Below are 25,847 nucleotides of genomic sequence, written 5' to 3' on the forward strand. Positions count from 1 at the left end.
ACCGCGTGGTCCGCATCGCGGGTAAATCGGAGCGCCGAACCGCCGGCTTGTGTCTTTAGCCGCGATGGGCGCTACGCCGTACATCAGGCAAACCGCCATCCATTCGGAAATTGGCGGGCAGTCGTCAGAAAATTCCGAGAATATTTAGGAATCGTCCTATGGGACTGGCCTACATCATTCTCTAGAGTGCCGCTTCGTCGTGAGGGAGAAACGCCGATGCAGTCACTCAAAGTCCTGATTCTAGAAGACCACCCCTTTCAACTGATGGCCTTGCACCAGATGCTCAACGCCAATGGCGTCTATGACGTCTTGACTGCCGAGAGTGTCGAGTCCGCCTGCCAGTCCCTGGAAAAGCGTGGGCTGATCGACATCGCAATCTGCGATCTACAAATGGAAGGGCCCGACGGTCTGGCCTTTATCCACCATCTTGCTGACTGCCAAAGTGCGCGGGCAATTATTCTGCTCAGCAATGCCGAACGTTCAGTGCTCGACAAGGTAGCCCATCTGGCAGAGCGCCGTGGTTTGCAGGTATTGGGTTGCGTGCAAAAGCCGGTCAGCATTACTGGCCTGCGACATCTGCTCGATCAGTATCATTTCCAGCCTCTGCAATTCAATCTGTCACATTAGCCCGGCATCCTCGAAATGAGTGACGGTGTTGCTGCAGTGCCCGCGAATTGTGTGGGCCGACCATCGGTCATCGATTAGCACCCTTTGGCGTTGAACAAGAGAATGGTGATCAAGATGGAAAGTATCAGCGTGTTGCTTAACGAAGCCCTGACGCCCTATCAGGTAAGCCTGGATGCCTGGGACCTGCAAGGCGGCTGCCGTGTCACCCTGACGGACACCAACGGCAGCCTGGTGCTGGCCCGAGGATTGAGCGGAGCCCAATTGGCCGACAAGCGCTTGCTGATCGATGCCGTCGATGGCTTGCACCGTGACCTTCGAGTGGCCGAAGGGCGCCTCCAGCCTTGCGTGATTGCCGCGCTGCGCAATGCTGAACAGGGCAGGGCCTTTGCCAGTCCACTGGCATAAACCCGCAGGCATAAATCAGGGAACCTTCGGTGATTGTTGTACTCCTACTTGCAGGACAGGTCGGTAAACATTCAGCTCCGGTGCTTGCCGTCCCTGTCATGCTGGTCCCCATCCGGACCTGGTTTAGCCCCGATTGGCCTCCCCACCAATCGGGGTTTCTTTTTGCCCGGATTCAGGGCGCAGGCTGAGCGAAAAAGCGTTGGGAGTCCTGAAGGTACTGCTCGCGCATGGCTGGGGCCAGCCACCTTGCATAGAAAGCGGCACCCCGTGAGTCCTGGCGCAACCGTTGTAGGCGGCTATTGATCTGGGCAATGACTTCACGACCCTGGGGAGTATCAGAGCAGCCAATATAGATCGATTGGTACTGATCCACGTCCTTGATCGGGATAAATTCGAACTCATCGGCGTTCAGGCCCAGCCGCTCGCGACGGTAGCGTATTTCCGGCCAATAGCCGAGAACTGCCTGCAGACGTCCCAAGTGCGCCATCTGCAGGAGGCTGCCGACGGCGTCATTGCCATAGTGGGGGGTAAGAACCTCGGGCGGTGCGGAAGTGAGCATCTGGTCTATCTGGGGGCCGTAACTGCGCTCTCCCATCAGCCCGACCTTGACCGTATTCGCTGCCAGTAGTGCCCGCAAATCCACTAAGTGGTCGCGCATGAAGGGGGCCAGCAACGCGCGATCCTGCTGGCGTACCACAAGGCCGTTACTCAAGGTGCGGAAAGTGGGAATGGAATAGGCGATGTGTTTGGCCCGCTCGGCTGTCCACAACAGGCTCGGGTCGCACGCCAGCAGCTCGCCCTGGAGTACCTGCAAGCCCCGCGCCCGGTTTGCCCGCAAAATACTGTGTTGGTACTGCGGTAATTCCTCAACCAGCAGCGCCAGCAGTTGATCAACGGCGCCTTGACCTTTGAGTTCGCCTTCCAGAATGGTCAGCGGTGGCAAATCGAGCAGCAGCCAGACCAACGGTTGCCGGGATTCGGCCACCGCAGGCGCACAGACCAGTATCAGAGCCAGCCACGCAGACCATTTCCACGGCATCCAGCGTTGGGTCATTGCTTTTTTGTCCTTGAAAGTGAATGAGCCCATGCCGGTTGTGCCTGCGCTTAGATAGCCCCTAGTTCACGCAAACGTGTGATGGCTTGTGAATCATAGCCGAGCGTTGCCAGGACTTCGTCGCTGTGGGCACCCAGTTCCGGGCCCACCCAGTCGGCGCTGCCGGGGGTGTCAGACAGTTTGGGCACGATACCTGGCATCTTGAACGGTTTGCCGTCCGGCAAGCGCGCCTGGAGGAACATTTCCCGGGCCAGGAATTGCGGGTCCTGGAACATGTCCTCGGCCGAAAAAATTCGGCTGGCCGGAACCTGTGCCTGGGTAAGCACGGTCATCACCTCATCGAGCGACAGTGTGCGAGTCCAGCGATCGATCACCCCGTACAGCTCATCGCGGCGCAGGTCGCGGCCGTCGTTGCTGGCCAGGGAGGGATCGTTGGCCAGGTCGTCACGACCGATGGCGCTCATGAAGCGCTTGAAGATCGCATCGCCGTTGGCACCGATCTGTACATGCCGGCCATCGGCGGCGGTATGGATAGAGGAGGGCGTGATGCCGGGCATGATATTGCCGGTGCGCTCGCGAATGAAACCGAACACATCGAATTCCGGCACCATGCTTTCCATCATGGCAAAGATGGCTTCGTACAGGGCGACGTCCACCACCTGGCCCTGGCCGCCATTGACTTCGCGATGGCGCAGCGCCATCAATGCGCCGATCACACCCCAGAGTGCGGCGATGGAATCGCCGATGGAAATTCCGGTGCGCACCGGTGGGCGGTCTTCGAAGCCGGTGATGTAGCGCAGGCCGCCCATGGACTCACCGACCGCGCCAAAGCCCGGTTGGTCTTTCATCGGGCCGGTCTGGCCGAAGCCTGAAAGACGCACCATCACCAGTTTTGGGTTCAGGGCATGCAATACATCCCAGCCCAATCCGAGCTTTTCCAGTACGCCAGGGCGGAAATTCTCGATCAGGATGTCAGCGTCGGCCAGCAGCTTTTTCAGCACGTCGATGCCGTCAGGATGCTTGAGATTGAGTGTTAATGACTTTTTGTTGCGCGCCTGCACAAACCACCACAGCGAAGTGCCTTCGTAGAGTTTGCGCCATTTTCGCAGCGGATCGCCGCCATCCGGCGACTCGACCTTGATGACATCGGCGCCGAATTCGGCGCAGATGCGCGAGGCGAAGGGACCGGCAATCAAAGTGCCGAGTTCAATGACTTTAAGGCCCGCGAGAGGTTTGGCGGCGAGTGACATGAAAGGTCCGTGGCAGCTGGGCAGAGGCGAAGGTTTTATCACAGGCTGGGGGTGCTCAGAAATACAATCGGTGAATCCATTTCAAGGGGCGTTCGTTCAGGGCCTGTGCATCGGTTAGACTGTGCGACTTTTCTCTGATGCAAGAAGTCCGTACATGGCCCAGCCGTCCACGACCTACAAGTTTGAACTGAACCTTACTGACCTCGATCGGGGCGTGTACGAGAGCGTCAAGCAGACCATCGCCCGTCATCCGTCGGAAACCGAAGAGCGCATGACCGTGCGCCTGCTGGCCTACGCGCTGTTCTACAACGAGCGTCTGTCCTTCGGCCGTGGTCTGTCGGATGTGGATGAGCCTGCCCTGTGGGAAAAAAGCCTGGATGACCGCGTATTGCACTGGATCGAAGTCGGCCAGCCGGACGCTGATCGCCTGACCTGGTGCTCGCGGCGCACCGAGCGCACCAGCCTGTTGGCCTACGGCAGCCTGCGCGTCTGGGAGACCAAGGTGGTGGGTGCGGTCAAGGGCCTGAAAAACCTTCACATCGCCGCGGTGCCTCAGGAAGTGCTGGAAACCCTGGCCCAGGACATGCCACGCGTTATCAAGTGGGATGTGATGATCAGCGAAGGCACGGTCTTCGTCACCGACGACCGGGGCCAGCACGAGGTGCAGCTGGAATGGCTGCTCGGCGAGCGCGGCTGATCCACCCCTTCAGAACGGCGGCCTGACGTGCGCCGTTTACTTTTACCCAAGCTACGGAATGTCCTGTCGCCCCATGCGTATCGAACCGCGTTTGCTGCCCGAAGTCCTGCCTTTTCTCGGTGACCTGCCGCCCCTGCTGACCCGGCTGTATGCCGCACGCGGGGTGCAGTCCGAAGCAGAACTGGACAAGAGCCTGGCGCGGCTGATTCCGTTTACGCAGCTCAAGGGCATCGATGCCGCGGTAGACCTGCTGGTCGAGGCGCTGGACCAGCGTCAGCGCATTCTGATCGTGGGCGACTTCGACGCCGACGGTGCCACGGCCAGCACCGTCGGCGTGCTCGGCCTGCGCTTGTTGGGCGCCGCGCATGTGGACTACCTGGTGCCGAACCGTTTCGAGTTCGGCTACGGCCTGACCCCGGAAATCGTCGCGGTGGCGCTGCAGCGTCAACCGCAGTTGTTGATTACGGTGGACAACGGTATTTCCAGCACCGATGGGGTGGCCGCGGCCAAGGCGGCCGGGCTCAAGGTATTGGTGACGGATCACCACTTGCCCGGCCATGAACTACCGGCTGCCGATGCCATCGTCAACCCGAACCAGCCTGGCTGTGAGTTCCCGAGCAAGGCGCTGGCCGGCGTCGGGGTGATTTTTTACGTACTGATGGCCCTGCGCGCTCGCCTGCGCAGCCTCGGGCACTATGAAACGCGGCCACAGCCCAATATCGGCGAATTGCTGGACCTGGTGGCACTGGGCAGCGTGGCGGACGTCGTGCCGCTGGACGCCAACAACCGCATTCTTGTCCATCAGGGCCTGGAGCGTATTCGTGCAGGCCGGGCGCGACCGGGGCTCAAGGCGATCCTGGAAGTAGCCCGGCGCGAGCATGGCCGCATTACCTCAACGGACCTGGGCTTTATTCTCGGGCCACGCCTGAACGCAGCGGGGCGGCTCGACGACATGAGCCTGGGGATTGAATGCCTGCTCTGTGACGACCCGGCCCTGGCGCGAGAAATGGCCGTGCAACTGGATGAACTGAACCAGGACCGAAAATCCATCGAGCAGGGCATGCAGCGCGAGGCCCTGGCCCAGCTCAAGGATCTGCCGCTGGAGTCCATGCCGTTCGGGCTGTGCCTGTTCGAAGCGGATTGGCACCAGGGCGTGATCGGGATTCTTGCCTCGCGCCTCAAAGAGCGTTACCACCGACCCACCATCGCGTTTGCCGACGCGGGTGAGGGCATGCTCAAGGGCTCGGCCCGTTCGGTGCCGGGTTTTCATATTCGTGACGCGCTGGATGCGGTGGCGGCGCAGAACCCGCAGTTGATCAGCAAGTTCGGCGGCCACGCCATGGCCGCTGGGCTGTCATTGCCGGCTGAGAATTTCCAGGCTTTCGCCACTGCATTCGATACCGAAGTACGTCGCCAGCTGTGTGAAGACGACCTGACCGGACGGCTGCTGTCCGACGGCACACTGGCGGTCGAGGAGTTCCATCTGGAACTGGCTCGCGCCTTGCGCCATGCCGGGCCTTGGGGGCAGCACTTCCCTGAGCCACTGTTCCATGGCGTGTTCCAGTTGGAGCAGCAACGGGTGGTGGGGGAGCGCCATCTGAAAGTGGTACTCAAGACTGAATGCGGCTCGGTGAGACTCGATGGCATCGCCTTTGGCATAGACCGAGACGTATGGCCCAACCCCTCCGTGCGCTGGGTGGAGCTGGCCTACAAACTCGACCTCAACGAGTTCCGTGGCCAGGAAACAGTACAGCTGATGATCATGCACATGGACCCTCGCTGAGCGAAAGCCGGTGGTTAATGCCGGGCATACCGCAATCTGGTCTAGGCTCAAATAACTGTCTGAATAGTCGTGTGAACCTGCGGGGAAGATTCTCGTCGTTGGCTATACAAACAGCATCTGGAGCCTTACCACTTGATTTGAGAGGTGCCCCATGAGTCTGCTGCTCGAACCTTATACCCTGCGCCAATTGACCTTACGCAACCGGGTCGCGGTATCGCCCATGTGCCAGTACTCAAGTGTCGATGGCCTGGCCAATGACTGGCACTTGGTCCATCTTGGCAGCCGAGCGATTGGCGGTGCCGGGCTGATCATCACCGAGGCAACCGCGGTAACGGCCGATGGCCGCATCACCCCTCAGGACCTCGGTTTGTGGAATGACGAGCAGATCGAGCCGTTACAGCGCATCACTCGTTTCATTACCGCCCAAGGCGCAGTCCCCGGTATTCAGTTGGCCCATGCCGGGCGCAAGGCCAGCACCTATCGGCCCTGGTTGGGCAAACACGGCAGCGTGCCGGTCAGCGATGGCGGTTGGGTGCCGGTCGGGCCTTCGAAAATCGCTTTTGACCCCGAACACGCCGTGCCGACCGAGTTGACCGAAGCCCAGATCCAGGAGGTGATCCAGGCCTTTGCCGATTCGGCAAAACGCGCCCTGGAGGCCGGCTTCAAAGTGGCCGAGGTCCATGCCGCCCACGGTTACCTGTTGCATCAATTCCTCTCACCGTTGAGCAACCAGCGGCGTGACCAGTACGGCAGTTGTTTTGAGAACCGGATTCGTCTGACCTTGCAAGTCACTGAAGCGGTGCGGGCGGTGTGGCCGCAAGAGCTGCCAGTGTTTGTCCGCCTGTCCGCGACCGACTGGGTCGAGGATGGCTGGAACCCTGAGGAGACGGTGGAACTGGCCCGTCGCCTGAAAGCCTTGGGGGTAGACTTGATCGATGTGTCTTCGGGTGGCACATCGGTGAAAGCCGAAATTCCAATAGGCCCGGGTTATCAGACTCAATTTGCCGAAAAAATCCGCAAGGAATCGGAAATTGCCACCGGCACGGTGGGCATGATCACTGAACCTGCCCAGGCTGAACATATTTTGCGCACCGGTCAGGCTGATATCATCCTGCTGGCCCGTGAGCTGTTGCGCGATCCGTATTGGGCGCTGCATGCCGACGACGACCTGGGCGGGCACAAGGCTGTCTGGCCCGCGCAATACCATCGGGCAACCCATCGAGATCAACCGATCCACGAGTCCGATCTACGCGATTGAAACCTTCATAACGTAGGGACCTGCGGTGTGTCAGTCGAGACGCCTCGCAGGCAAGCCTGGCTCCTACCCCGATCGGCGGTGTACACACACCTGTAGGAGCCGGGTTTACCGGAATGCCGGACCACCGCGATGAAGGCACCGCGGTGTATTAGGCAGGCCGCATCCAAGGTGGCTAGTTGATATCTGTTGTATCTATTTATTTCGGCAATGGCACCGGACCCTGGATCCGCTGTCTGATTCTGTGTCGACAAGTATCCGCGCGTCGACGCCGACCAGCGCCGCTGGGATGTGCAGTTTCGCGGTCCAGGAGGCCGCTTATGTATCGCCGACTTTTGCTGATCGCTCTGCTGGGTTTGCTGATGACCGCTTGTGTCCCTTATGAAGGAGCCAGTTACTATCGTACCGATGTGTACACCGTAGACCGCTATTCCTATCCGGGTTACCGCACCTATTCTCCTTACCCATATGGCCGCGGTTACTATCTGGCCCCGCAACCGCGTTATTACTATGCGCCGCAGCCGCGCTACTATCGCGCGCCCCCGCCGCCGCACTATTACCACCCGGCGCCTCCAGGCTATCGAGGCCACCCGAACCAGGGTTACTACCCGCGCTATCGCCAAGGGTCGCGGCACGGCTATGACCGAGGCTATAACCGAGGCTACGACCGAGGCTACGACCGCAACCACGACGGTCGCCCTGATCGCGGTTGGCACCGTTGATTGTTGATCAGTAACTGCAAAGGTCCGCCAGCGGATGGCGGCCTTCCCAGGCCTTGCTGAAGTGCGCCTCAACCACCGCTGGTGGGATGGCGGCGATGTCCGGCCAATGCCAGCGGGGCTTCTGGTCTTTATCGATGAGCCGGGCACGCACACCTTCACTGAATTCCGGATGCCGACAGCAATTGAGGCTCATGCTGTATTCCATCTGGAGAACCTGTGCCAACGACAGGTGTCGCGCGCGTTTTATTTGCTCCCACACCAAGTGTGCAGTCAGCGGGCAACCTTCGCTCAGGGTGCGGGCCGCCCGAGAGAGCAAGGCGTCGGTGTGATTGTGCAACGTGCTGATGGCCCGCCAGGCACCGACCACATCACTGACATCCAGCAATGTGTCGATCTGCTTGCGTCGTGGTAGCCACTGCGCTTGGGGCAAAGCACCCTGCGCCTCTTGCTCCATGGCCTTGAGCAGGCTGTTGAGTTGCATGCAGGTCTGTTCCTGCCAGTTCAGTTGCAGCAGGCGATCGAGCAATTCCTCTTGATGTTCATCGAGCAAAAAGCGGTCGGCCAAGCCCAGGTCGATTGCATCCTGGCCGTTCATATGGGCGCCCGTCAGCCCCAGGAACAAGCCCAGCTTGCCGGGCAGTCGGGAGAGATACCAACTGGCGCCGACATCGGGGTAAAGACCAATGCTGATCTCCGGCATGGCCAGGCGGCTGCTGGGGGTGACGATGCGAATCCTGGCACCCTGCAGCAAGCCCATGCCGCCGCCCAGCACATAGCCGTGGCCCCAGCAGATCAGCGGTTTTGGATAAGTGTGCAGGGCATAGTCGAGCCGGTATTCAGCCGCAAAGAAATGGGCGGCCAGTGGTGGTACTTCGCCGGGGCGTCGGCGGCAGGCTTCAACCAGGCTTCGGACTTCGCCACCTGCGCAAAATGCCTTGCTGCCACTGCCGCGCAACAGTACGCAAACGATCTGATCATCCTGGGTCCACTCCGCCAACCGCTCGCTGAGCATCTCGATCATGGGCAGCGACAGTGCGTTCAGGCTTTTTTCGGCGTTAAGTGTGGCGATGCCGATCCGGGCACCATCGACGCCAGTCCGCTCCTCGAATTCCAGGTTCATGGCAAACCTCTTTCGGTTGTCTGACAGAACAGTATGGCGCCTCGCTGGTAAAGCGCTGGTTATCGGTCGGATCGATTGACAAGCGAGGCGCTGTTTCCTAGTGTCCGCCCATTGATTTTTCAGGTAGCCCCATGACCACCGACAACGACCGCATCAAACTTGAAGCCAGTTGGAAGCAAGCCCTTCGCAATGAGTTCGACCAGCCCTACATGCACCAGCTGCGTGAGTTCCTGCGCCAGGAACACGCCGCCGGCAAGGAGATCTTTCCGCCAGGGCCAATGATTTTCAACGCCTTGAATTCGACGCCGCTGGATCAAGTCAAGGTGGTGATTCTCGGCCAGGACCCCTATCACGGCCCAGGCCAGGCCCATGGCCTGTGTTTCTCGGTGCAGCCGGGCGTGACGACGCCGCCGTCGCTGGTCAATATCTATAAAGAGCTCAAGCGCGACCTGAATATCGACATCCCCAACCACGGCTATCTGCAGTATTGGGCCGAGCAGGGGGTGTTGATGCTCAATACCACCATGACCGTGGAGCGGGCCAACGCCGCCTCCCATGCGAACAAGGGCTGGCAGCATTTCACCGACCGGATCATCAGCCTGGTCAGTGAGCATCAGCCTCATCTGGTGTTCCTGCTGTGGGGTGCTCATGCCCAGGGCAAGCAAAAGCTGATCGATGCCACCAAGCACCTGGTACTGACGTCGGTACATCCTTCGCCGCTGTCTGCCTATCGCGGCTTCATCGGCAATGGGCACTTCAGCAGGACCAACAAGTACCTCGAACAGTGCGGCCTGACGCCCATAGACTGGCGTTTGCCACCGCTGCTGTAGGAGCACGGCTTGCCGGCGATTGGGCCAACGCGGTGTGTCAGGTCTGACGCCATCGCGATGGTCCGGCATTCCGGCAAGCTCGGCTCCTACATTAGGATCGCGGCGATGCCATCGCGAGCATCTTCCCCAAGCCTTTCTCTAAGCATCTCCGGTTTGCATGGTCTTCCCGCAAGCGCTGCAGGTGGCTACTCATGGATAAGGATTATTACGCGCTATTTCAAGGGGTCGAGTAAAAAACAAGCTGAAAGCTAGAGGTCTTGGAGAATTCTTACAGCATACTCTCACAATGTCATCGGACTTTCCTGATTGACCTGAAATTTTGATTCAACAAAACTTGCTCGGGTTGAGGTACGACAGATGAAGAGATATTTTCTTATACGTCCTTCAATCATTTCAAAATACGGATCAATGAGAGTCCTCAGCATGAGTGAGCACAGTTACGAAGTCGAAATCTGCTGGACCGGCAATCGCGGAACCGGCACTTCTTCCTATAAGGCATATGGGCGCGATTATACAGCCACATCAAAAGGCAAGCCTGCCCTGCAAGGATCGTCTGACCCTGCTTTCCTGGGTGATCCTGCCAAATGGAATCCAGAGGATATGCTGGTTGCGTCGATTTCGGCGTGTCACAAGTTATGGTATTTGCATTTATGTGCCATAAATAACGTTGTGGTTGTTGGTTATGTTGATAACGCGATAGGTTATATGGTGGATGAGCATCCCACCCGTAAAGGTCATTTCACTAAAATTGTATTGCGCCCGAAAGTCGAGATTGCATAGGATTCGGATAAGATTCTTGCCAGTAAACTGCATGAGCAGGCGCACCATGAGTGCTTTCTGGCCAACTCTATGAATTTTGAAATTTTATGTGAGCCGGTAATTAAGTAACTGCCTGAAAATGTTTTGATGAACGTCAGGGAAAGATCCTGAATATCAGACAAATGCAGATTTGCTGCACGGACTTCGTCGCGGGCAAGCCCGAATGCCAGTCAGTTAAGCAATTGCAGTTTTGTGGGAGCGTGGCTTGCCCGCGAATGAAGTTGGCGCGGTGTGCCAGAAGCCGAGAGGTGTTTCCATTCGCTGGCAAGCCAGCTCCCACATCTAGCACTGCGTCTTGCGATGGTCCGGCATTCCGGCAAGTCGAAACCTTACCGTTGTACGGTTGTATCGGGTTGTCTGTTCCAGCGCCGGAACAAGGGCTCGGCCAAAAACAGTACAAACAGCAGCCGCATCACCTGCAGTGCCGTGACCAGCGGCACGGACAATTGCAAGGTTTCAGCCGTGAGGCTCATCTCGGCAATGCCGCCGGGCATCATGCCCAAGGTCAGCGAACGCAGGTCAAGCTGGGTCAAGGCACTCAAGGCCCAGGCTGAACTGCCAGCAATCAACATAGTCAGGGCTGTGCCCAGCAAGGTCCGGCCGAGAAACGACGGCGCGCGACGGAAGAACGCACGATTGAAGTGGCAACCCAAGCCGCTGCCGATCAACCATTGGCCGATCTGGCTGGCCCCATGGGGCAGGCCGATATGCAGGTCCCAGCCGATGCTGGCCACTGCCCCAACCAGTAGCGGGCCGAATAGCCATGGGTTGGGCTGCTTGAGCTTTTGCCAGAGACAGGCCGCCAGTGCGCCGAGAGGAAACACCACCGCCAGCCAGCGCCAGTCAACGGAACCTGCATGCACCACTGGTACACCGTCGCCCAGCAAATACTTGAACACTGCTGGCACGCACAACACCACCACCAGTACCCGAAGGCTCTGACCTGCGGCCACACGGCCCAAGGATGCATTATGGCGTGCGCCAAGGTTGACCATCTCGCCCGAACCGCCAGGCATGCTGGAGAAAAACGCCGTGGCGCGGTCTTCGCCGGTACGCCGCAGCAGCCAGACACTGACCACGCTGGCGATGCTGGTCACCAGCGCGCCAAAAAAGATCAGGCCGAAGTGGCTCAGTACCTGCTCGATCACCTGGGGGGTGAAGTGCAGGCCGATGCCGATGCCGATAATCCATTGACCGACTTTACGCCCGCCCGGAATTTCGGCCAGTTGCCAAGGCGTCAGGCAGCGCACCAGCAGGATCGCCAGCAGGGAGCCGACCATCCAGGGCAAAGGCCAGCCAACCTGGCTGGCCAGGAACCCGCCGGCCAGGCCGACCAGCGGGGTTCCCCACCACGATTGCAGAAAGCGTTCAGACATCGGCCAAGGCACGACGCGAAACGCTGCGCTTGCGCCAGATTCGCAGCAGCGGAACCAGCAGCATGATGGCGGTCAGGACCCACACACCGAAGGTGATCGGGCTCGACCAGAGGATGTCCAGTGCCCCATTGGAAATCGACAGGGCGCGACGCAGGTTCTGCTCCATCAGGCCACCCAGGATAAAGCCCAGCAGCAGCGGCGAGAGTGGGAAGTCCAGCTTGCGCAGGATGTAGCCGAAGATGCCGATAGCAATCATCAGGAACAGGTCGAAAGTCGTGGCATGGACAGCGTACACGCCGATCGCCGTGATGATTGCAATCACCGGTACCAGCGCCCAGTTCGGCACGGCCAGGATGCGGGTGAAGAGGCGGATCATCGGAATGTTGAGGATCACCAACATGATGTTGGCGATAAACAGCGAGGCGATCAGGCCCCAGACAATATCCGGTTGCTGCTGGAACAGCAGCGGGCCAGGGGTGATGTTGTACAGCGACAGGGCGCCGATCATCACCGCCGTGGTGCCCGAACCCGGAACTCCCAGTGTCAGCATCGGCACCAGCGCGCCGCAGGCTGAAGCACCAATGGCGGTTTCCGGCGCCGCGAGGCCGCGCTTGTCGCCTTGGCCAAATTTACCGCTGGCACCGGCCAGGCGTTTCTCAGTCATGTAGGCCACGGCACTGGCCAGTGTCGCACCGGCGCCCGGCAACACCCCCATGATGAAGCCCATCAGCCCGCAGCGAACGTTGACCGCGAACACCGAAGCCGCTTCCTTGACGTTGAACATCATCCGCCCGGTGGCCTTGACGGCTTCCTGGCCATGATGGGTCTTCTCCAATAGCAAGAGGATTTCGCTGATCGAGAACAGGCCCAGTACCAGCACCACGAACTGGATACCGTCGGCCAGGTGCACGCTGTCACCGGTAAAACGGTAGACCCCACTGTTGGCGTCGATGCCCACGCAGGATAAAAACAGCCCCATCAATGCCGCCAGAAACGTCTTCAGCGGCTTGTTCCCGGCCATGCCGCCCAGGCAAACAATGGCAAAGACCATAAGCACGAAGTATTCGGCCGGCCCAAAGGCAATCGCCCACTTGGCCAATAGTGGTGCAAACAGCACCATGCCACAGGTGGCGATAAAGGCACCGATGAACGAACTCCAGGCCGACAGGGACAAAGCCACGCCGGCCATGCCCTGGCGAGCCATGGGATAACCGTCGAGCGTGGTCATCACCGTGGACGCTTCGCCGGGAATGTTGAGCAGGATCGAGCTGATTCGCCCGCCGTATTCGCAGCCCAGGTACACCGCGGCCAGCAGGATCAACGCCGACTCGGGCGGCAGACCGAGGGCGAAGGCAATCGGGATCAACAGGGCCACGCCGTTGATCGGGCCCAGGCCCGGCAGCAGGCCAACCACCGTGCCGATCAGGGTGCCGCACAGGGCAGTGACCAGGTTGTAAGGGCTCAGCGCAACACCGAAGCCCTGGCCCAGATAGCTGAAAGTATCCATATCAATTCTCCAGAACGTCGAGTAGGCCAAGCGGCAGGGGCACGTCCATGGTCTTGTCGAACAATAGGTAAAGACCGACGCTCATCAGGCTGATGATGGCCACGCTGGGCAGCCAGCGCCCGCCATACAGGCGCGCCATGGGCACGCCGATGAGGATGCTGCTGAGAATGAAACCGAGGGATTCGAACAGGCCGGCGAACACCAGCAGCAAGATCACGCACAGGCCGATCTTGGTCAGCGTTTCGCGATCCAGCTCGTGTTCATCGTCGCCGCGCACGATCGGTGTGGGCCGAAAGGCCAGGTAGAGCAGGGCGGCGGCCATCAGGCCGAGCATCAACAACGGGAAGGCGCGCGGGCCAACGGGTTCGTAGGAAAAGGCGGCCTGATAGGGCCAGGCCATGACGGCCAGTACGGCGCAGACGAGCAGCAGCACCAGCGCAAAGAGGCGTTGCAAGACCATGGGGGGAAACTCCTTCGTGGCGCCCGGGCTTGGCCGGGCGCAACCTTGGACATGCCTTGTGCTCAAGGCAGAGGGCTCATCACTGGATCAGGCCAAATTCCTTGGCCAGCACTTTGTAGTCAGCCACTTGCTTCTTCACGTAGGTGTCGAGCTCTGGGCCGGTCATGGCGAAGGGGAACAGCTCGCGTTGGTCACGCAGCTTGGCGAACTCTTCGGACGCCAGCAGCTTGTCGAAGGACTCTTTCCACCAGTTGTATTCCTCGTCGCTGACCTTGGGGCCCACGTAGAAACCGCGTACCACGGGCCAGACGATGTCGTAGCCTTGTTCCTTGGCGGTCGGAATGTCTTTCATTTCCGGCTCGTCCAGGCGCTCCTCGGAGAACACCGCCAGCAGGCGCATGTCGCCGCTGAGGATGTGCGGCATGGAGTCGGAAATGTCGGTACTGCCCACCTGGATGTGGCCGCCCAGCAGCGCGGTGGCGATTTCGCCGCCGCCTTCGAGCGCAACGTAACGCAGGTCACGCGGGTTGATGCCGGCGGCCTTGGCAATCAGCGCGGTCTGCATCCAGTCCTGGCTGCCGACGGTGCCGCCCGAGCCGATCACGACTTTGCTCGGGTCTTTTTTCAAGGCTGCGACCAGGTCGTCGAGGGTCTTGTAGGGCGAATCTTTCTTCACGGCGATGGCGCCGTAGCTGGTCCCGACCGCGGCCAGCCAGCGCACGGCGTTTTCATCGAAGCGACCGAATTTGCCTTGGGCCAGGTTCAGCAGCGAGCCGCTCGACCAGGCCACCACGGTGCCGGCGTCGCCTGGACGCTGGGCGACCACGGCGTTGTACGCCACCGCGCCAACCCCGCCAGGCATGTAGGTCACGCGCATCGGCTTGGTGAGGATTTTCTCGTTGAGCAGGGCGCTCTGGATCAGCTTGCACGTCAGGTCGAAACCGCCACCGGGCGAGGCCGGGGCAATGCACTCAGGGCGTTTGGGTTCGGCGGCGAGCACGTTGCCAGCCAGCAGCAGGCAAGTGGTAGCGAGGGCGATGCGGCGCAGTGAAAGATTCATCGACAGTCTCCAGGGGTATTGTTGTTATGGGTTATTACCAAAGAGCCACGCTGTAGCTCACCAGCAGTCGCACTTCGTCGGCGTCGCGAGCGAAGTTCGAACGGTAGGTGGCGTTGCGCAGGCGCACAGCGACGTTTTTCAGAGTGCCGCTTTGCACCACGTACTTGATTTCACTGTTGCGCTCCCACTCCTTGCCAGTGCTGCCGTTTGCCAGCGCTACATTGTCGCCATTGACATAACGGCTCATGAAGGTCAGGCCGGGGATGCCCAGTTTGGCGAAGTCGTAGTCATAACGCAGTTGCCAAGAGTGTTCTTCTGCGCCGGCGAAGTCGTTGATCTGGACGAAGTTGACCAGATACGGGTCGGAGCCATCGACATAAGGGAAGGCGGTGTCGCCGGACATATGCTGGTAGGCGGCGCTTAGCTTGTGGCCGCTCAGGGCGTAGCTGACCAGGCCGTTGAGCGATGTATTGTCGATGTCGCCGCCACGGGCCTGGCCCTGGTCGTCGCTGAAGGCCATGCGCAGGTCGGTGCCGACAGTGCCCGGGCCGAACGGTTGCGAGGCGATCAGGCCGACAAAGTGCTGGCGGTATACGTCATCCAGTTGGGCGAAGTGATAGCTGCCGGTGATCTTGTCGGTGAACTTATAGTCAAGGCCGGCCATGTCGAAGTGATTGCCGGACGCCGTGCCCAGGAAGCGACCGTTCTTGTTGTTGAGCGCGATGTCTTCCTGGTTGGTGTCATCACGGTCCTTGGCCTTCTCCAGGCGCCCGCCGGTGAAGGTCAGGCTTTTTATTTCCTTCGAGGTCAGCAGGCCGCCTTCGAAGGTCTGCGGCAGAATGCGGCCATCGTTGGGGCGCAAGGTGGGCAGTTCAGGGATCAGGGTGCCGACTTTCAGCTCCGTGGCCGAGAATTTCACCTTGCCGGTCAGGCCCAGCTTGGAGTACTCATCGGCGGCGCGCCCATCATCGTGGGTCGGCAGCAGGCCGCTGCCGGTGCGGTCGGGGCTGGAGTCGAGCTTGACGCCCACCATGCCCAGGGCATCGACGCCGAAGCCGACGATACCGTCGGTGTAGCCCGATTCCAGGTTGAGCATGAAGCCTTGCGCCCACTCGTCACGCTTGGACTGTTGGGCACTGGTGCCATCGCGAAAATCGCGGTTGAAGTACATGTTGCGGGTTTCGAAGGTGGCGCTGCTGTCTTCGATGAAGGCGGCTTGGCCGAGCGGCGAGAAGCCTGCTAGTGCGGCTGCGCTGGCAAGAACGGTAGGGCGGGTACGGAAGCTGCGGGCAGGCTTGGCAGCCTGGGTCTGCATGGACGGCATCGAGTCATGACTCCGTTATTGTTCTTATTAAGTCGAAAACGCATCGGGGCGAATTCGCTGTACAGCCCTTCTGGAGAGAGCCGTGAGGGGATACTAGAGCTTGAATCTTTCGCTAACCTTTCAAAAGGCTTTCATTGCTGCAAGGCTTCACAGGCGCTGATCCGCCTGTAAACTCCGCGCCTTCAAACGTCCTCCCACCAGGAGAAAACGATGCGTGTGCTGCTCGTCGAAGACCATCTGCAATTGGCCGAAAGTGTCGCCCAGGCCTTGAAAAGTGCAGGCCTGACCGTGGACGTGCTGCATGATGGCGTCGCGGCCGACCTGGCGTTGGCCAGCGAGGAATATGCGGTGGTGGTGCTCGATGTGGGCCTGCCACGCATGGACGGCTTCGAGGTACTGGCTCGACTTCGGGCCCGTGGCAAAAACCTGCCCGTGCTGATGCTGACGGCTCGCAGCGACGTCAAGGACAGGGTCCATGGCCTGAATCTTGGGGCTGACGATTACCTGGCCAAGCCCTTCGAACTGACCGAACTGGAAGCACGGGTCAAGGCGCTGCTGCGTCGCAGTGTGCTGGGCGGAGAGCGCCAGCAGCGCTGCGGGACGCTCGTTTACGACCTTGATACTCGGCGCTTCTCTCTGGCCGGTGAGCTGTTGACCCTGACCTCCCGTGAACAGGCCGTGCTCGAAGCGCTGATCGCGCGCCCTGGCCGCGTGATGAGCAAAGAGCAACTGGCAGCCCAGGTGTTCGGCCTGGACGAGGACGCCAGCGCCGATGCCATCGAAATCTATGTGCATCGATTGCGCAAGAAACTCGATGGCCAGGCGGTGGCTATCGTCACCTTCCGGGGGCTCGGCTACTTGCTCGAGAGCCGCGATGCGTGATGCCAGCAGCCTGCGCTGGCGACTGCTGTGGAACCTTGCGCTGCTGCTGGTGGTGCTGATGCTCGCCAGCGGCCTGAGCGCCTACTGGAACGGCCGGGAAGCGGCTGACACCGCCTATGACCGAACCCTGTTGGCCTCGGCCCGGACCATTGCCGCCGGGCTGTCCCAACGTGACGGCAGCTTGAGTGCCGATGTGCCTTACGTTGCCTTGGACACCTTCGCCTACGACAGTGCCGGGCGTATCTACTATCAGGTCAACGATATCCACCAGCAGTTGATTTCCGGTTACGAGAACCTGCCCGCGCCACCGCCCGGTACTCCGCGTACCGATGATTACCCGGCGCTGGCACGTTTCTACAACGCTCAATACCTGGGCCAGGACGTGCGGGTGGTGAGCCTGCTCAAGCCTGTGACCGAGCCCAATATGAACGGCATGGCCGAGATCCGCGTGGCGGAAACCGAAGAGGCGCGGGTGCGCATGGCCCGTGGGTTGATGGCCGATACGCTGCTGCGGCTGGGAATGCTGGCCGTGGGCGCACTGCTATTGGTGTGGTTTGCCGTCAGTGCCGCATTGCGCCCGCTGGAGCGGCTGCGCACAGCCGTGGAGGAGCGCCAGCCAGATGACCTTCGGCCATTGCCGCTGGTTGAGGTGCAACGGGAATTGTGGCCGTTGGTACAAAGCCTGAATCATTTTACCGAGCGCCTGCGTGGGCAGTTCGAGCGCCAGGCCCAGTTTATTGCTGAAGCTGCCCACGAATTGCGTACCCCCTTGGCGGCCCTCAAGGCGAGGGTCGAGTTGGGATTGCGTTCCAAAGAACCGCCCGTATGGCGCGAAACGCTAGAGTCCGTGGCACAGGGCACGGATCGATTGACCCACCTGGCCAACCAATTACTGTCGTTGGCTCGGGTCGAAAATGGTGCTCGCGCCATCGCCGAAGGTGGCGCTCAACGCTTGGATCTGAGCCAGTTGGCCCGGGAGCTGGGGATGGCCATGGCGCCCTTGGCCCATGCGCGTGGTGTGGCACTGGCGCTGGAAGCCGAGCAGCCCATGTGGCTGCGTGGTGAGCCGACCCTGCTCAATGAGTTATTGAGCAATCTGGTCGACAATGCGCTGGCCCACACCCCACCTGGCGGCAACGTGATCCTGCGGGTCAGCCCCGGCGTGCTGGAGGTTGAAGATGATGGCCCTGGCATCCCGGCAGATGAACGGGAGCGAGTGTTTGAGCGTTTCTATCGGCGTGGTGCCAAGGGCACGGGCCTGGGGCTTGCGATTGTGGGTGAGATAGTCCGCGCCCACCTGGCCCAGATCAGCTTGCACGACGGCGAACTGGGTGGCCTGAAAGTGCGCGTCAGTTTTGTGACCGAGTAGCAGTGTTCTCTAGCGGGGATGCAGGCCACCGGCTGCCGACCCGGAGGGCGGCGGCGAGGGTGGCTTGTGTAAAAAATGGGGTCGTCTCAGAAAACGGAATTTAAAGCACGTTAAGCGGGTGGCAGCGCTCGTAATGGCCTGAACCTCCCCGCACCGACCTTGATGCGGCTGCGCCACAGGTAGTCGCCGGTCAAGTTGATGTGTTCCCAGCCCAGCGGGGATAGGTATTGCAACAGCGCGTCGTCAACGCCTTGGCCGTGATTGCGCAAAGCGTTCACGGCCCGATCCAGATAAACGGTATTCCACAGCACGATAGCCGCCGTCACCAAGTTGAGGCCGCTAGCCCGGTAGCGCTGCTGCTCGAAGCTACGGTCGCGAATTTCCCCCAAACGGTTAAAGAATACAGCCCGGGCCATTGCATTTCGTGCCTCACCCTTGTTGAGTCCGGCCTGGACGCGGCGGCGCAGTTCGACGCTTTGCAGCCAGTCCAGAATGAACAACGTGCGCTCGATGCGCCCCAACTCGCGCAAAGCCACGGCCAGGCCGTTTTGCCTTGGATAGCTGCCGAGCTTCCTGAGCATCAATGAGGCCGTTACTGTGCCCTGTTTGATCGAGGTGGCCAGCCGCAGGATTTAAGCGATTCATAGGCGGCATCGCCCCCCTTCGGGATGAACAGCTTGGTGTCGCGCAGATCACGTATGCGCGGCGCGAAGCGAAACCCCAATAGATGCATCAAGCCAAACACATGGTCGGTGAAGCCTGCTGTGTCGGTGTAGTGTTCCTCTATCCGCAAGTCTGATTCGTGGTACAGCAGACCATCAAGCACGTAGGTCGAATCAATTTAAGTGGGCACCAGTTCTAGCGTTTTAAGCGAGTATTTCATGCAGCCAACACGCCGTTCCTATTCCAAGTCCTTCAAGGCCCAGGTCATTCTAGAATGTGCTCAGCCTCGCGCTTCGATTGCCAGCATCGCACTCTGCCATAGCCTCAACGCAAACCTCGTCCACAAATGGATTCGAGTGCACACGCAGAAAAGCACGGCGCTGCAACTTGCATTTATTCCGTTACCCAAGATGTCGGCCGGAGCCAAATTTGCAAGCCGCATCATCGAATATCTGCGTTGAGATCCAGCACCCGCGTGGCACCGTCAAAGTGAACTGGCCAACTGAGAGTGCTGCTGCCTGCGCGATTGTTCTTCGAGACCTGCTGCGATGATCCGCATCGACTCCATCTGGCTCGCCACCGAGCCGATGGACATGCGAGCGGGCACCGAGACTCCATTGGCCAGAGTGATCGCGGTCTTCGGTGCGGCGCAGCCGCACTGCGCTTATCTGTTCGCCAACCGCCGCGCCACTCGCATAAAAGTTCTGGTGCATGACGGGTTTGGCATCTGGCTGGCGGTGCGCAGATTGAACCAAGGCAAGTTTCACTGGCCAGGCATTCGCCATGGCGCTGAAATAGAGTTGGATACCGAGCAACTTCAGGCGTTGGTGCTGGGCCTGCCCTGGCAACGTGCGGGGAGGGGGCTGGTGGTGCGATCACACTGCTTTAACAGCTGCCATTAGCCTATCGGTCTATCGCCGCGAAAAGTAATCCACCTGTGGTTAATTGGGTTTGAGTGTCGATCCTGCTGCAATCGGACGTCTGTTTTACCCTCCCGCGATCTAACTGAAATTTATATCTACGGCTTTCTCATATCCCATATCCCATACCGCTGACCGCTCCCACGGAGGTTTATCTTCCGAAGAACGCTACACACTTGCCGCGCTACATTCTGAACGGCGTCGGTGGTCGTCGTCAGTAACAACGACGGAAGGATGGTAATGTTAGTAATTACAGCCTCTGCCATGCCCCGGTTCGGTGCAGCTCCACGCCTTGCAGCCCATTCAAAATGAACAGTGCCAGCTCGAGCAAGGCCACAGCCAAGCCGATCTGGCACGGATAACTGCTGAGCTAACGCAGCACAGCGAGGCATCGACAGTGCCCTGATTGATCGACGCGGTATACCGCTAACCGTCGATAAGGGAAGGCATTGATCGAAACCTGCTTACCTGAGTGGAAAGCTGTAGCTGAGGATCAGACGATTCTCGTCGATGTCGTTGCCAAAGTTCGTCGAGCGGACGGTCGCGTTGCGCCACTTCAGGGCCAGGTTCTTCATAGGGCCTCTCTGGATCACATAGGCAATGTCGGTATCGCGCTCCCATTCTTTACCTTCCGGCCGACCGGCGCCTAGGTCGATGTCGTTGCCGGACAGGTAGCGGGTCATGAATGTCAGACCGGGGACGCCTAAGGCCGCGAAATTGTAGTCGTAACGAGCTTGCCAAGAGCGCTCTTCGACGTTGGCGAAGTCGCTGTTCTGCACGAAGTTCACCATATAGGCGTCGCTGCCGTTGACGTAAGCAAAGCCGGTGTCGCCGCTCATGCGCTGGTAGCCTAAGCCCAGAGCGTGACCGCCCAGGGAGTAGGTGAACATTGCGCTGAAGGCGCTGTTGTCCACGTTGCTGTTGCCTTCAGCGTTGGAGCGAGCGTACCGGATGTCGCTCTTCAACGTCTGGCCTCCACCCAGTGGTAGCGAATGGTTCAGGGTCAGCATGTGCTGGCGGTAGAAGTCGTCTAGGCGGCCAAAACCGTAGCTGGTGGTGAGCTGGTCGCTCCATTTGTAGCTTAGGTTGGCGAAGTCGAAGCCATCGCTGGTGGTCTGACCGGCGCGGATGTTCTTGAAGCCGGTTGTGGTGATACTCAAGTCCTCGTTGTCGGAGGAATCGCGTTGATTCACCTGGGTCAGATGGCCGATATCGAGAGTCAAGCCATCCAGTTCCAGGGAGTTGAGTTGTCCTCCCTTTAAAGTTTGCGGCAGCAAGCGCGAATCGTTGGCTTGCAATACCGGTAATCTGGGGGTCAAGGTGCCGAGTTTGAGCACGCTTTTCGAGGCACGCAGCTTGGCGGTCAGGCCGACCTCGCCATATTCGTCTTGAGCCGCGCGTGGGGACTCGCGATCTCGCTGGAGCAGGCCAGTGCCAGCGCGGCCGGGGCTAGAATCGAGCTTTATGCCAAGTAGGCCGATGGCATCTACGCCGAACCCGATGGGGCCTTCGGTGAAACCTGACTCATAGCGTAGCAAGAAGCCCTGAGCCCATTCCTCAGCTTTCGATTGAGGAGCGTTCGCTTGGCGGAAATCACGATTCATATAGAAGTTGCGCAACTCCAGTTTAGTTTTTGAGTCCTCGATAAATCCGGCGTGGGTTGTGCCGGCGCTGACGCAGCCGCAGGCCAGGAACAAGCTAGTGCAGGTGTTACGGTCCATGGTATTCCTCTTTTATTTTTGTTTTGAAACAGCTGGGCTCGCACCGGGTGTGAGAACCCGATGGTGAAGAGATTTGGGGGGGGGAGCCAATCAGTCCCGATGCAGTTGTATAAATGCGTGGTCTAAAGAGTTAGAGCTGCGACCACGCCCAGTCGCTATATCCGTGTTAGCGAATATCAGTGAAATTCATCGTTTTCCAGAGACATCAGCGGAATACTTCCCGTCTTGATGGCGCGATAATGAAATGCGGTCATAGGCAGTACTCGCAGAAAAAAGAACTGGGCGGTCTTCAACTTATTGCTGGCAATCGCCATGTCCTCCGTCGGTAGTCGGAATAGCGCTGCGTGGGTGATTTTTGCCCAGGCGAAGCCCATGGCTACTAAGCCAAACAGTTGAAGATAGTTATGGCTAGCGGCAGCTTTGGTATGGACGTCATCCGCCGTGAGGATGAAGTCTGTAGCTGCTTGCAGATGTTCCAAAGACTCATCTAACACTCGAGCAAATTCGGGACGATCTTCCGAAATACCCTGAACTTCCTGCGCCACCAATGCCAGAAATTCGGTCAGCGTCTGACCGTTACGCAGAGTTATCTTGCGGTTGATTAAGTCAAGTGCCTGAATGCCATTTGTGCCCTCGTAGAGGGGAATAATTCGGCTATCCCGGACAAATTGTTCCACACCGGTTTCTCTGATGTAGCCATGTCCGCCAAACACTTGGACCGCTGCATTGGTGGCTAGGAAGGCATGCTCGCTAAAAAATGCTTTTAACACCGGGGTAATCAAAGCGAGCATGTCGTCGCACGCAATTCTCACCGCTGGATCCGGATGGTGATGGTGACGATCCAGTTGAGTGCCCGCCCACATCCATAATGCTCGCGCACCTTCGACGAAAGCTTTGCCTGTTAGCAATTCACGGCGAACGTCGGCGTGATTAATGATCGCCATCGGGCCACTATCCACACTCTCTCCCGCAACACGGCCCTGCTTACGTTCTTGGGCATAGCGAGTCGCGTGCTGTCGTGCGGCTTCGGCTAAGCCCACCGCTTGGACTGATACTCCCAAACGCGATGAATTCATCATCGTGAACATGGCCCGCATGCCGCGATGCGGTTCGCCGATTAACCAGCCGGTAGCCCCTTCAAATGCCAGACTGGCGGTAGCGGATGCGCGCAACCCCATCTTGTGCTCGATTCCGGTGCACACGACCGCGTTGCGTTCGGACCAGTTGCCATCCTCCGCAGGCAGAAATTTCGGTACGACGAACAGAGAGATTCCCTTAATACCAGGTGGCGCGTCCGGCAGTCGAGCCAACACCAGATGGACGATGTTCTCTGCAAGGTCATGCTCGCCGCCTGTCACGAATATTTTTGTACCATTGAGACGATAACCGTTGTCCTCAGCCGGCTCGGCCCGTGTCTTCATCAGACCCAGGTCAGACCCGCACTGGGGTTCGGTAAGGCACATCGTGCCAGTCCAACGGCCCTCAACAAGCGGCGCAAGAAAGCGTTGCTTGAGCTGGTCCGATCCGTGCGCGGCAATGGCTTTGTATGCGCCTTGGCTAAGCCCGGCATAGGTACCGAATGACGAGTTGGCAGCACTGACAATTTCTCGGAGAACAAGACCAATGACATGGGGTAGGCCCTGACCACCGTGTTCATGGGCAGCGATCAGGCCAAGCCACCCCCCGTCGCAGTAATTGCGGAAGGCTTCCTTGAAGCCGGAAGGTGTACTCACCTCGCCGTCCAGCCATGAACATCCCTCTTCGTCGCCGCGACGATTAAGCGGCGCCAACTCATTTTCGGCAAAGCGTGCGCCTTCCTGGATTACCGCCTCGATCAAATCCGGCGTGCATTCCTCGTAGCCAGGCAGACACGCGACCTCATTTCCATAGTCGAGAACATGATTCAGCAGAAATCGATAATCGGATAAAGGCGCTGAGTAAATAGACATTGGAATGACCTAGTAGGTGGGGGACAGGTGCCCAAGATCGAGGTTGAACAATGGGGCTCCGTCGCGATCTTGACAGTGAGCATATCGATGCAATCTGTTCAGTGTCAAGATAGATTCGGTGGCAATTTCATCAGCAATGGAAGCGATGCTTGGCTCAAGTCACGGGTTGGAAATGAAAGGGGGTGTGAATATTTGCGGTGAGAGCATCAAGTCGCAAACAGGATATTGGGAGATGGGGAAGTGAAGCAGGACAGACATTGCTGCGTGGACGCAATGCTGGGGAGTCCCTGAAGGCGGGAATCACCAAAGTGATTTCTGGCGTGTCAGACCGGCTACGGCGGGCCTTGTCACGCCAAGTTAGGGATCTAAATAGATGCGAGGGATTTACTGGGTGTCTCGGGTTGAATTTTGGTCCTCGGCTGAAAACCAGACACGAACAGACGAGCGGCTTGTTCCACCAGGCTTCGTTCGTCATCAATCACTTCGGCCAGCATCGGTGAGACGGGGCGGTCGAGAATCAGGTGTGCGAGCCCGTGGTTTAGGCTTAGCAGGGTGGCGGTAGCCTGCTTTGAGTCGATGTGATCAATACCGAAGTCAATCATCATTTCCTCGACACGGGCTGCCAAGGCTCCAAAGGCCTCAGTCGAAGCGGCGACCAGTTCAGGATATTCATTCTTGCGCTGGACCGTTGTGCCATACATCAGACGAAAGAGTTCGGGTTTTTCCCGGGCAAATCGTATGTAGCCGGCGCACACCCCTCTAACGCGTCTCTCTAACGAATGATGCTTAAGAGATGCCTCGCGAAGAACACTCCCCGCCCGCCGAAACCCTTCTGCAGCCAGTGCTGCCAACAAGGCGTTCTTGTCTTGGAAATGGTGGTAAGGGGCTGTCTGTGACACGCCCAATTGTCGAGCCAGCAAGCGCAGGCTCAATTCGGCGACACCATGTTCCTCAAGCAGCGAAAGGGCTCCATCGACTAATGCCTCTCTTAGATTTCCATGGTGGTAAGAGGACCTGCGCTGCCGCGGCTCGCGCGATTTTGAGGAGGTAATGGGCTCTGCTGGATCGGTCATGAGGTCACCTTTTTGGACTTCATACATTGTGGGTTGGACTCAAGCGATGTGCAACTGCCCCATCTTGACGGTGATCAGATTCCATGATCTTATCAGTGTCAAGATTGGTGCGTTGATGCATCACTCCCACATCTTCGACGAACCAAATGGGTAAAACAAAAATGACTTTTCAAGATATTTCCTACGAGAAAATTGGCCCCGTTGCTCGCCTGTGGCACAACCGACCAGACCAAAGGAACGCTGAAAACACCCGTCTGCTTGAAGAGTTGAACAGCGCTTTGGCGCTGGCCGAGGCGGATAAGGAAGTGCGCGTCATCGTGCTTGCCGGTAAAGGTGGGCATTTCTCTGCCGGACATGATTTGAAAGAGGGGCGGGCGCTGCGGGCGGGGTTCGGCATGGAGGAGCGTTGGGAGTACGAGTATCAGCATTACCTTACCTACTGCCTCAATATCCTGAACTGCCAAAAGCCGACCATCGCTCAGGTAGATGGCGCGTGCATCGCGGGTGGCTTCATGGTTGCGAACATGTGCGATCTTATGGTGGCCTCTGAGAATGCCTATTTTGCCGATCCCGTGGTCCATACCATGGGAGTTGCCGCGGTTGAGGTGCTGATTCACCCTTGGGTGCTGGGCGCACGTAAGGCTAAGGAATTGCTATTTACAGGTCAGCGCCTGACGGCCGCCGATGCGTTGGCAGCCGGCATGGTCAACCAGGTTGTCCCTGTCGAGGCATTGGACGAAACCGTGTTGGCGATGGCCAACCGCGTCGCCCAAGCACCCGCCTTCGCTCTCAAAATGGTGAAAAAATCGATCAACCGCACGTTCGACATCATGGGGCGTGAGGCCTCTCTTCGGGCTCATTTCGACACACACACAGCAAGCCACTACAGCGATGAGGCTAAAGCCCTCAGAGAGAGTGGTGCTACGCACACGATCCGTCGTGACGAGAGCGGTCGCCCATCGAACGTATGAGGTTGCAACA

At 59.0% G+C, this 25,847-nt stretch carries 23 protein-coding genes and 2 pseudogenes; 13 read left to right on the plus strand and 12 right to left on the minus strand.

Features of this window, described 5'->3' with window-relative positions:
* Window positions 1-216: 216 nt before the first annotated feature.
* Both AC3IX4_RS05565 and AC3IX4_RS05570 read left to right on the plus strand, forming a co-directional pair.
* A pseudogene (locus AC3IX4_RS05565) lies at window positions 217-591 on the plus strand (response regulator); the annotation flags it as partial.
* Between the two features lie 150 nt (window positions 592-741).
* Window positions 742-1,032: a DUF3509 domain-containing protein gene (locus tag AC3IX4_RS05570; protein WP_489259612.1), complete on the plus strand. Its 291-nt coding sequence runs from the start codon at window positions 742-744 to the stop codon at window positions 1,030-1,032.
* A 172-nt stretch (window positions 1,033-1,204) separates the two neighbouring features.
* Here AC3IX4_RS05570 and AC3IX4_RS05575 read toward each other — a convergent pair whose 3' ends face one another.
* Entirely contained in the window at window positions 1,205-2,086 is an 882-nt protein-coding gene (locus tag AC3IX4_RS05575) for a TIGR02285 family protein (protein WP_489259613.1), read from the minus strand.
* A gap of 50 nt (window positions 2,087-2,136) precedes the next feature.
* The gene (locus tag AC3IX4_RS05580; RefSeq protein WP_489259614.1) at window positions 2,137-3,336 is read right to left on the minus strand and encodes a CaiB/BaiF CoA transferase family protein; all 1,200 of its coding nucleotides are present in this window, start codon (window positions 3,334-3,336) and stop codon (window positions 2,137-2,139) included.
* Window positions 3,337-3,490: 154 nt separating this feature from the next.
* Here AC3IX4_RS05580 and AC3IX4_RS05585 point away from each other — a divergent pair, with 154 nt between their 5' ends.
* From AC3IX4_RS05585 to AC3IX4_RS05600, 4 genes are all read left to right on the plus strand, one after another.
* The gene (locus AC3IX4_RS05585; RefSeq protein ID WP_489259615.1) at window positions 3,491-4,033 is read left to right on the plus strand and encodes a YaeQ family protein; all 543 of its coding nucleotides are present in this window, start codon (window positions 3,491-3,493) and stop codon (window positions 4,031-4,033) included.
* A gap of 73 nt (window positions 4,034-4,106) precedes the next feature.
* The gene (gene recJ, locus AC3IX4_RS05590; protein ID WP_489259616.1) at window positions 4,107-5,816 is read left to right on the plus strand and encodes a single-stranded-DNA-specific exonuclease RecJ; all 1,710 of its coding nucleotides are present in this window, start codon (window positions 4,107-4,109) and stop codon (window positions 5,814-5,816) included.
* Between the two features lie 151 nt (window positions 5,817-5,967).
* The gene (locus AC3IX4_RS05595; RefSeq protein ID WP_489259617.1) at window positions 5,968-7,074 is read left to right on the plus strand and encodes an NADH:flavin oxidoreductase/NADH oxidase; all 1,107 of its coding nucleotides are present in this window, start codon (window positions 5,968-5,970) and stop codon (window positions 7,072-7,074) included.
* 317 nt (window positions 7,075-7,391) lie between these two features.
* Complete coding sequence (locus AC3IX4_RS05600; protein ID WP_489259618.1) at window positions 7,392-7,793, plus strand: hypothetical protein; 402 nt, start codon at window positions 7,392-7,394, stop codon at window positions 7,791-7,793.
* Window positions 7,794-7,800: 7 nt separating this feature from the next.
* On the opposite strand, the gene AC3IX4_RS05605 is transcribed toward AC3IX4_RS05600, so the two are convergent.
* Window positions 7,801-8,913, minus strand: a complete 1,113-nt coding sequence (locus AC3IX4_RS05605) for an enoyl-CoA hydratase/isomerase family protein (RefSeq protein WP_489259619.1) — start codon at window positions 8,911-8,913, stop codon at window positions 7,801-7,803.
* 131 nt (window positions 8,914-9,044) lie between these two features.
* Between AC3IX4_RS05605 and ung the strand changes: the two genes are divergently transcribed.
* Both ung and AC3IX4_RS05615 read left to right on the plus strand, forming a co-directional pair.
* Window positions 9,045-9,743, plus strand: coding sequence for a uracil-DNA glycosylase (gene ung, locus AC3IX4_RS05610; protein WP_489259620.1), 699 nt, complete (start codon window positions 9,045-9,047; stop codon window positions 9,741-9,743).
* Window positions 9,744-10,166: 423 nt separating this feature from the next.
* Window positions 10,167-10,523, plus strand: coding sequence for an OsmC family protein (locus AC3IX4_RS05615; protein ID WP_489259621.1), 357 nt, complete (start codon window positions 10,167-10,169; stop codon window positions 10,521-10,523).
* Between the two features lie 368 nt (window positions 10,524-10,891).
* On the opposite strand, the gene AC3IX4_RS05620 is transcribed toward AC3IX4_RS05615, so the two are convergent.
* The 5 genes from AC3IX4_RS05620 to AC3IX4_RS05640 form a co-directional block, all read right to left on the minus strand.
* Window positions 10,892-11,938, minus strand: coding sequence for an AbrB family transcriptional regulator (locus tag AC3IX4_RS05620; protein ID WP_489259622.1), 1,047 nt, complete (start codon window positions 11,936-11,938; stop codon window positions 10,892-10,894).
* Window positions 11,931-13,445, minus strand: coding sequence for a tripartite tricarboxylate transporter permease (locus tag AC3IX4_RS05625; RefSeq protein ID WP_489259623.1), 1,515 nt, complete (start codon window positions 13,443-13,445; stop codon window positions 11,931-11,933). The genes AC3IX4_RS05620 and AC3IX4_RS05625 overlap by 8 nt, the downstream gene beginning before the upstream one ends.
* A 1-nt stretch (window position 13,446) precedes the next feature.
* Window positions 13,447-13,905 carry a tripartite tricarboxylate transporter TctB family protein gene (locus AC3IX4_RS05630; RefSeq protein ID WP_489259624.1) on the minus strand — a complete coding sequence of 153 codons (459 nt, stop codon included), beginning with the start codon at window positions 13,903-13,905 and terminating at the stop codon, window positions 13,447-13,449.
* A 79-nt stretch (window positions 13,906-13,984) separates the two neighbouring features.
* A complete protein-coding gene (locus AC3IX4_RS05635) occupies window positions 13,985-14,971 on the minus strand; it encodes a Bug family tripartite tricarboxylate transporter substrate binding protein (RefSeq protein ID WP_489261216.1) in 987 nt (328 codons plus the stop codon).
* Window positions 14,972-14,999: 28 nt separating this feature from the next.
* Window positions 15,000-16,289 (minus strand): OprD family porin, encoded by a 1,290-nt coding sequence (locus tag AC3IX4_RS05640; RefSeq protein ID WP_489259625.1) that lies wholly within the window; start codon window positions 16,287-16,289, stop codon window positions 15,000-15,002.
* A gap of 210 nt (window positions 16,290-16,499) precedes the next feature.
* On the opposite strand from AC3IX4_RS05640, the gene AC3IX4_RS05645 reads away from it, so the two are divergent.
* Both AC3IX4_RS05645 and AC3IX4_RS05650 read left to right on the plus strand, forming a co-directional pair.
* Window positions 16,500-17,171, plus strand: a complete 672-nt coding sequence (locus AC3IX4_RS05645; protein ID WP_489259626.1) for a response regulator — start codon at window positions 16,500-16,502, stop codon at window positions 17,169-17,171.
* On the plus strand, window positions 17,164-18,540 hold the full coding sequence (locus tag AC3IX4_RS05650) for a sensor histidine kinase (protein ID WP_489259627.1): 1,377 nt from the start codon (window positions 17,164-17,166) through the stop codon (window positions 18,538-18,540). Before AC3IX4_RS05645 ends, AC3IX4_RS05650 begins: the two co-directional genes overlap by 8 nt.
* 110 nt (window positions 18,541-18,650) lie before the next feature.
* Here the strand turns inward: AC3IX4_RS05650 and AC3IX4_RS05655 are convergent.
* Window positions 18,651-19,378, minus strand: a pseudogene (locus tag AC3IX4_RS05655) (Tn3 family transposase); the annotation flags it as partial.
* 43 nt (window positions 19,379-19,421) lie between these two features.
* Here AC3IX4_RS05655 and AC3IX4_RS05660 point away from each other — a divergent pair.
* The gene (locus AC3IX4_RS05660; RefSeq protein ID WP_489259628.1) at window positions 19,422-19,664 is read left to right on the plus strand and encodes a transposase; all 243 of its coding nucleotides are present in this window, start codon (window positions 19,422-19,424) and stop codon (window positions 19,662-19,664) included.
* A gap of 87 nt (window positions 19,665-19,751) precedes the next feature.
* The gene (tnpB, locus tag AC3IX4_RS05665; RefSeq protein ID WP_489259629.1) at window positions 19,752-20,105 is read left to right on the plus strand and encodes an IS66 family insertion sequence element accessory protein TnpB; all 354 of its coding nucleotides are present in this window, start codon (window positions 19,752-19,754) and stop codon (window positions 20,103-20,105) included.
* A gap of 482 nt (window positions 20,106-20,587) precedes the next feature.
* Here tnpB and AC3IX4_RS05670 read toward each other — a convergent pair whose 3' ends face one another.
* From AC3IX4_RS05670 to AC3IX4_RS05680, 3 genes are all read right to left on the minus strand, one after another.
* Window positions 20,588-21,844: an OprD family porin gene (locus tag AC3IX4_RS05670; RefSeq protein ID WP_489259630.1), complete on the minus strand. Its 1,257-nt coding sequence runs from the start codon at window positions 21,842-21,844 to the stop codon at window positions 20,588-20,590.
* A 176-nt stretch (window positions 21,845-22,020) separates the two neighbouring features.
* Complete coding sequence (locus AC3IX4_RS05675; protein WP_489259631.1) at window positions 22,021-23,793, minus strand: acyl-CoA dehydrogenase family protein; 1,773 nt, start codon at window positions 23,791-23,793, stop codon at window positions 22,021-22,023.
* A 365-nt stretch (window positions 23,794-24,158) separates the two neighbouring features.
* Window positions 24,159-24,866: a TetR/AcrR family transcriptional regulator gene (locus tag AC3IX4_RS05680; protein ID WP_489259632.1), complete on the minus strand. Its 708-nt coding sequence runs from the start codon at window positions 24,864-24,866 to the stop codon at window positions 24,159-24,161.
* Window positions 24,867-25,012: 146 nt separating this feature from the next.
* Between AC3IX4_RS05680 and AC3IX4_RS05685 the strand changes: the two genes are divergently transcribed.
* Window positions 25,013-25,837 (plus strand): enoyl-CoA hydratase, encoded by an 825-nt coding sequence (locus tag AC3IX4_RS05685; RefSeq protein WP_489259633.1) that lies wholly within the window; start codon window positions 25,013-25,015, stop codon window positions 25,835-25,837.
* Window positions 25,838-25,847: the final 10 nt, after the last annotated feature.

It is taken from the genome of Pseudomonas sp. KH_021 (assembly GCF_057838865.1).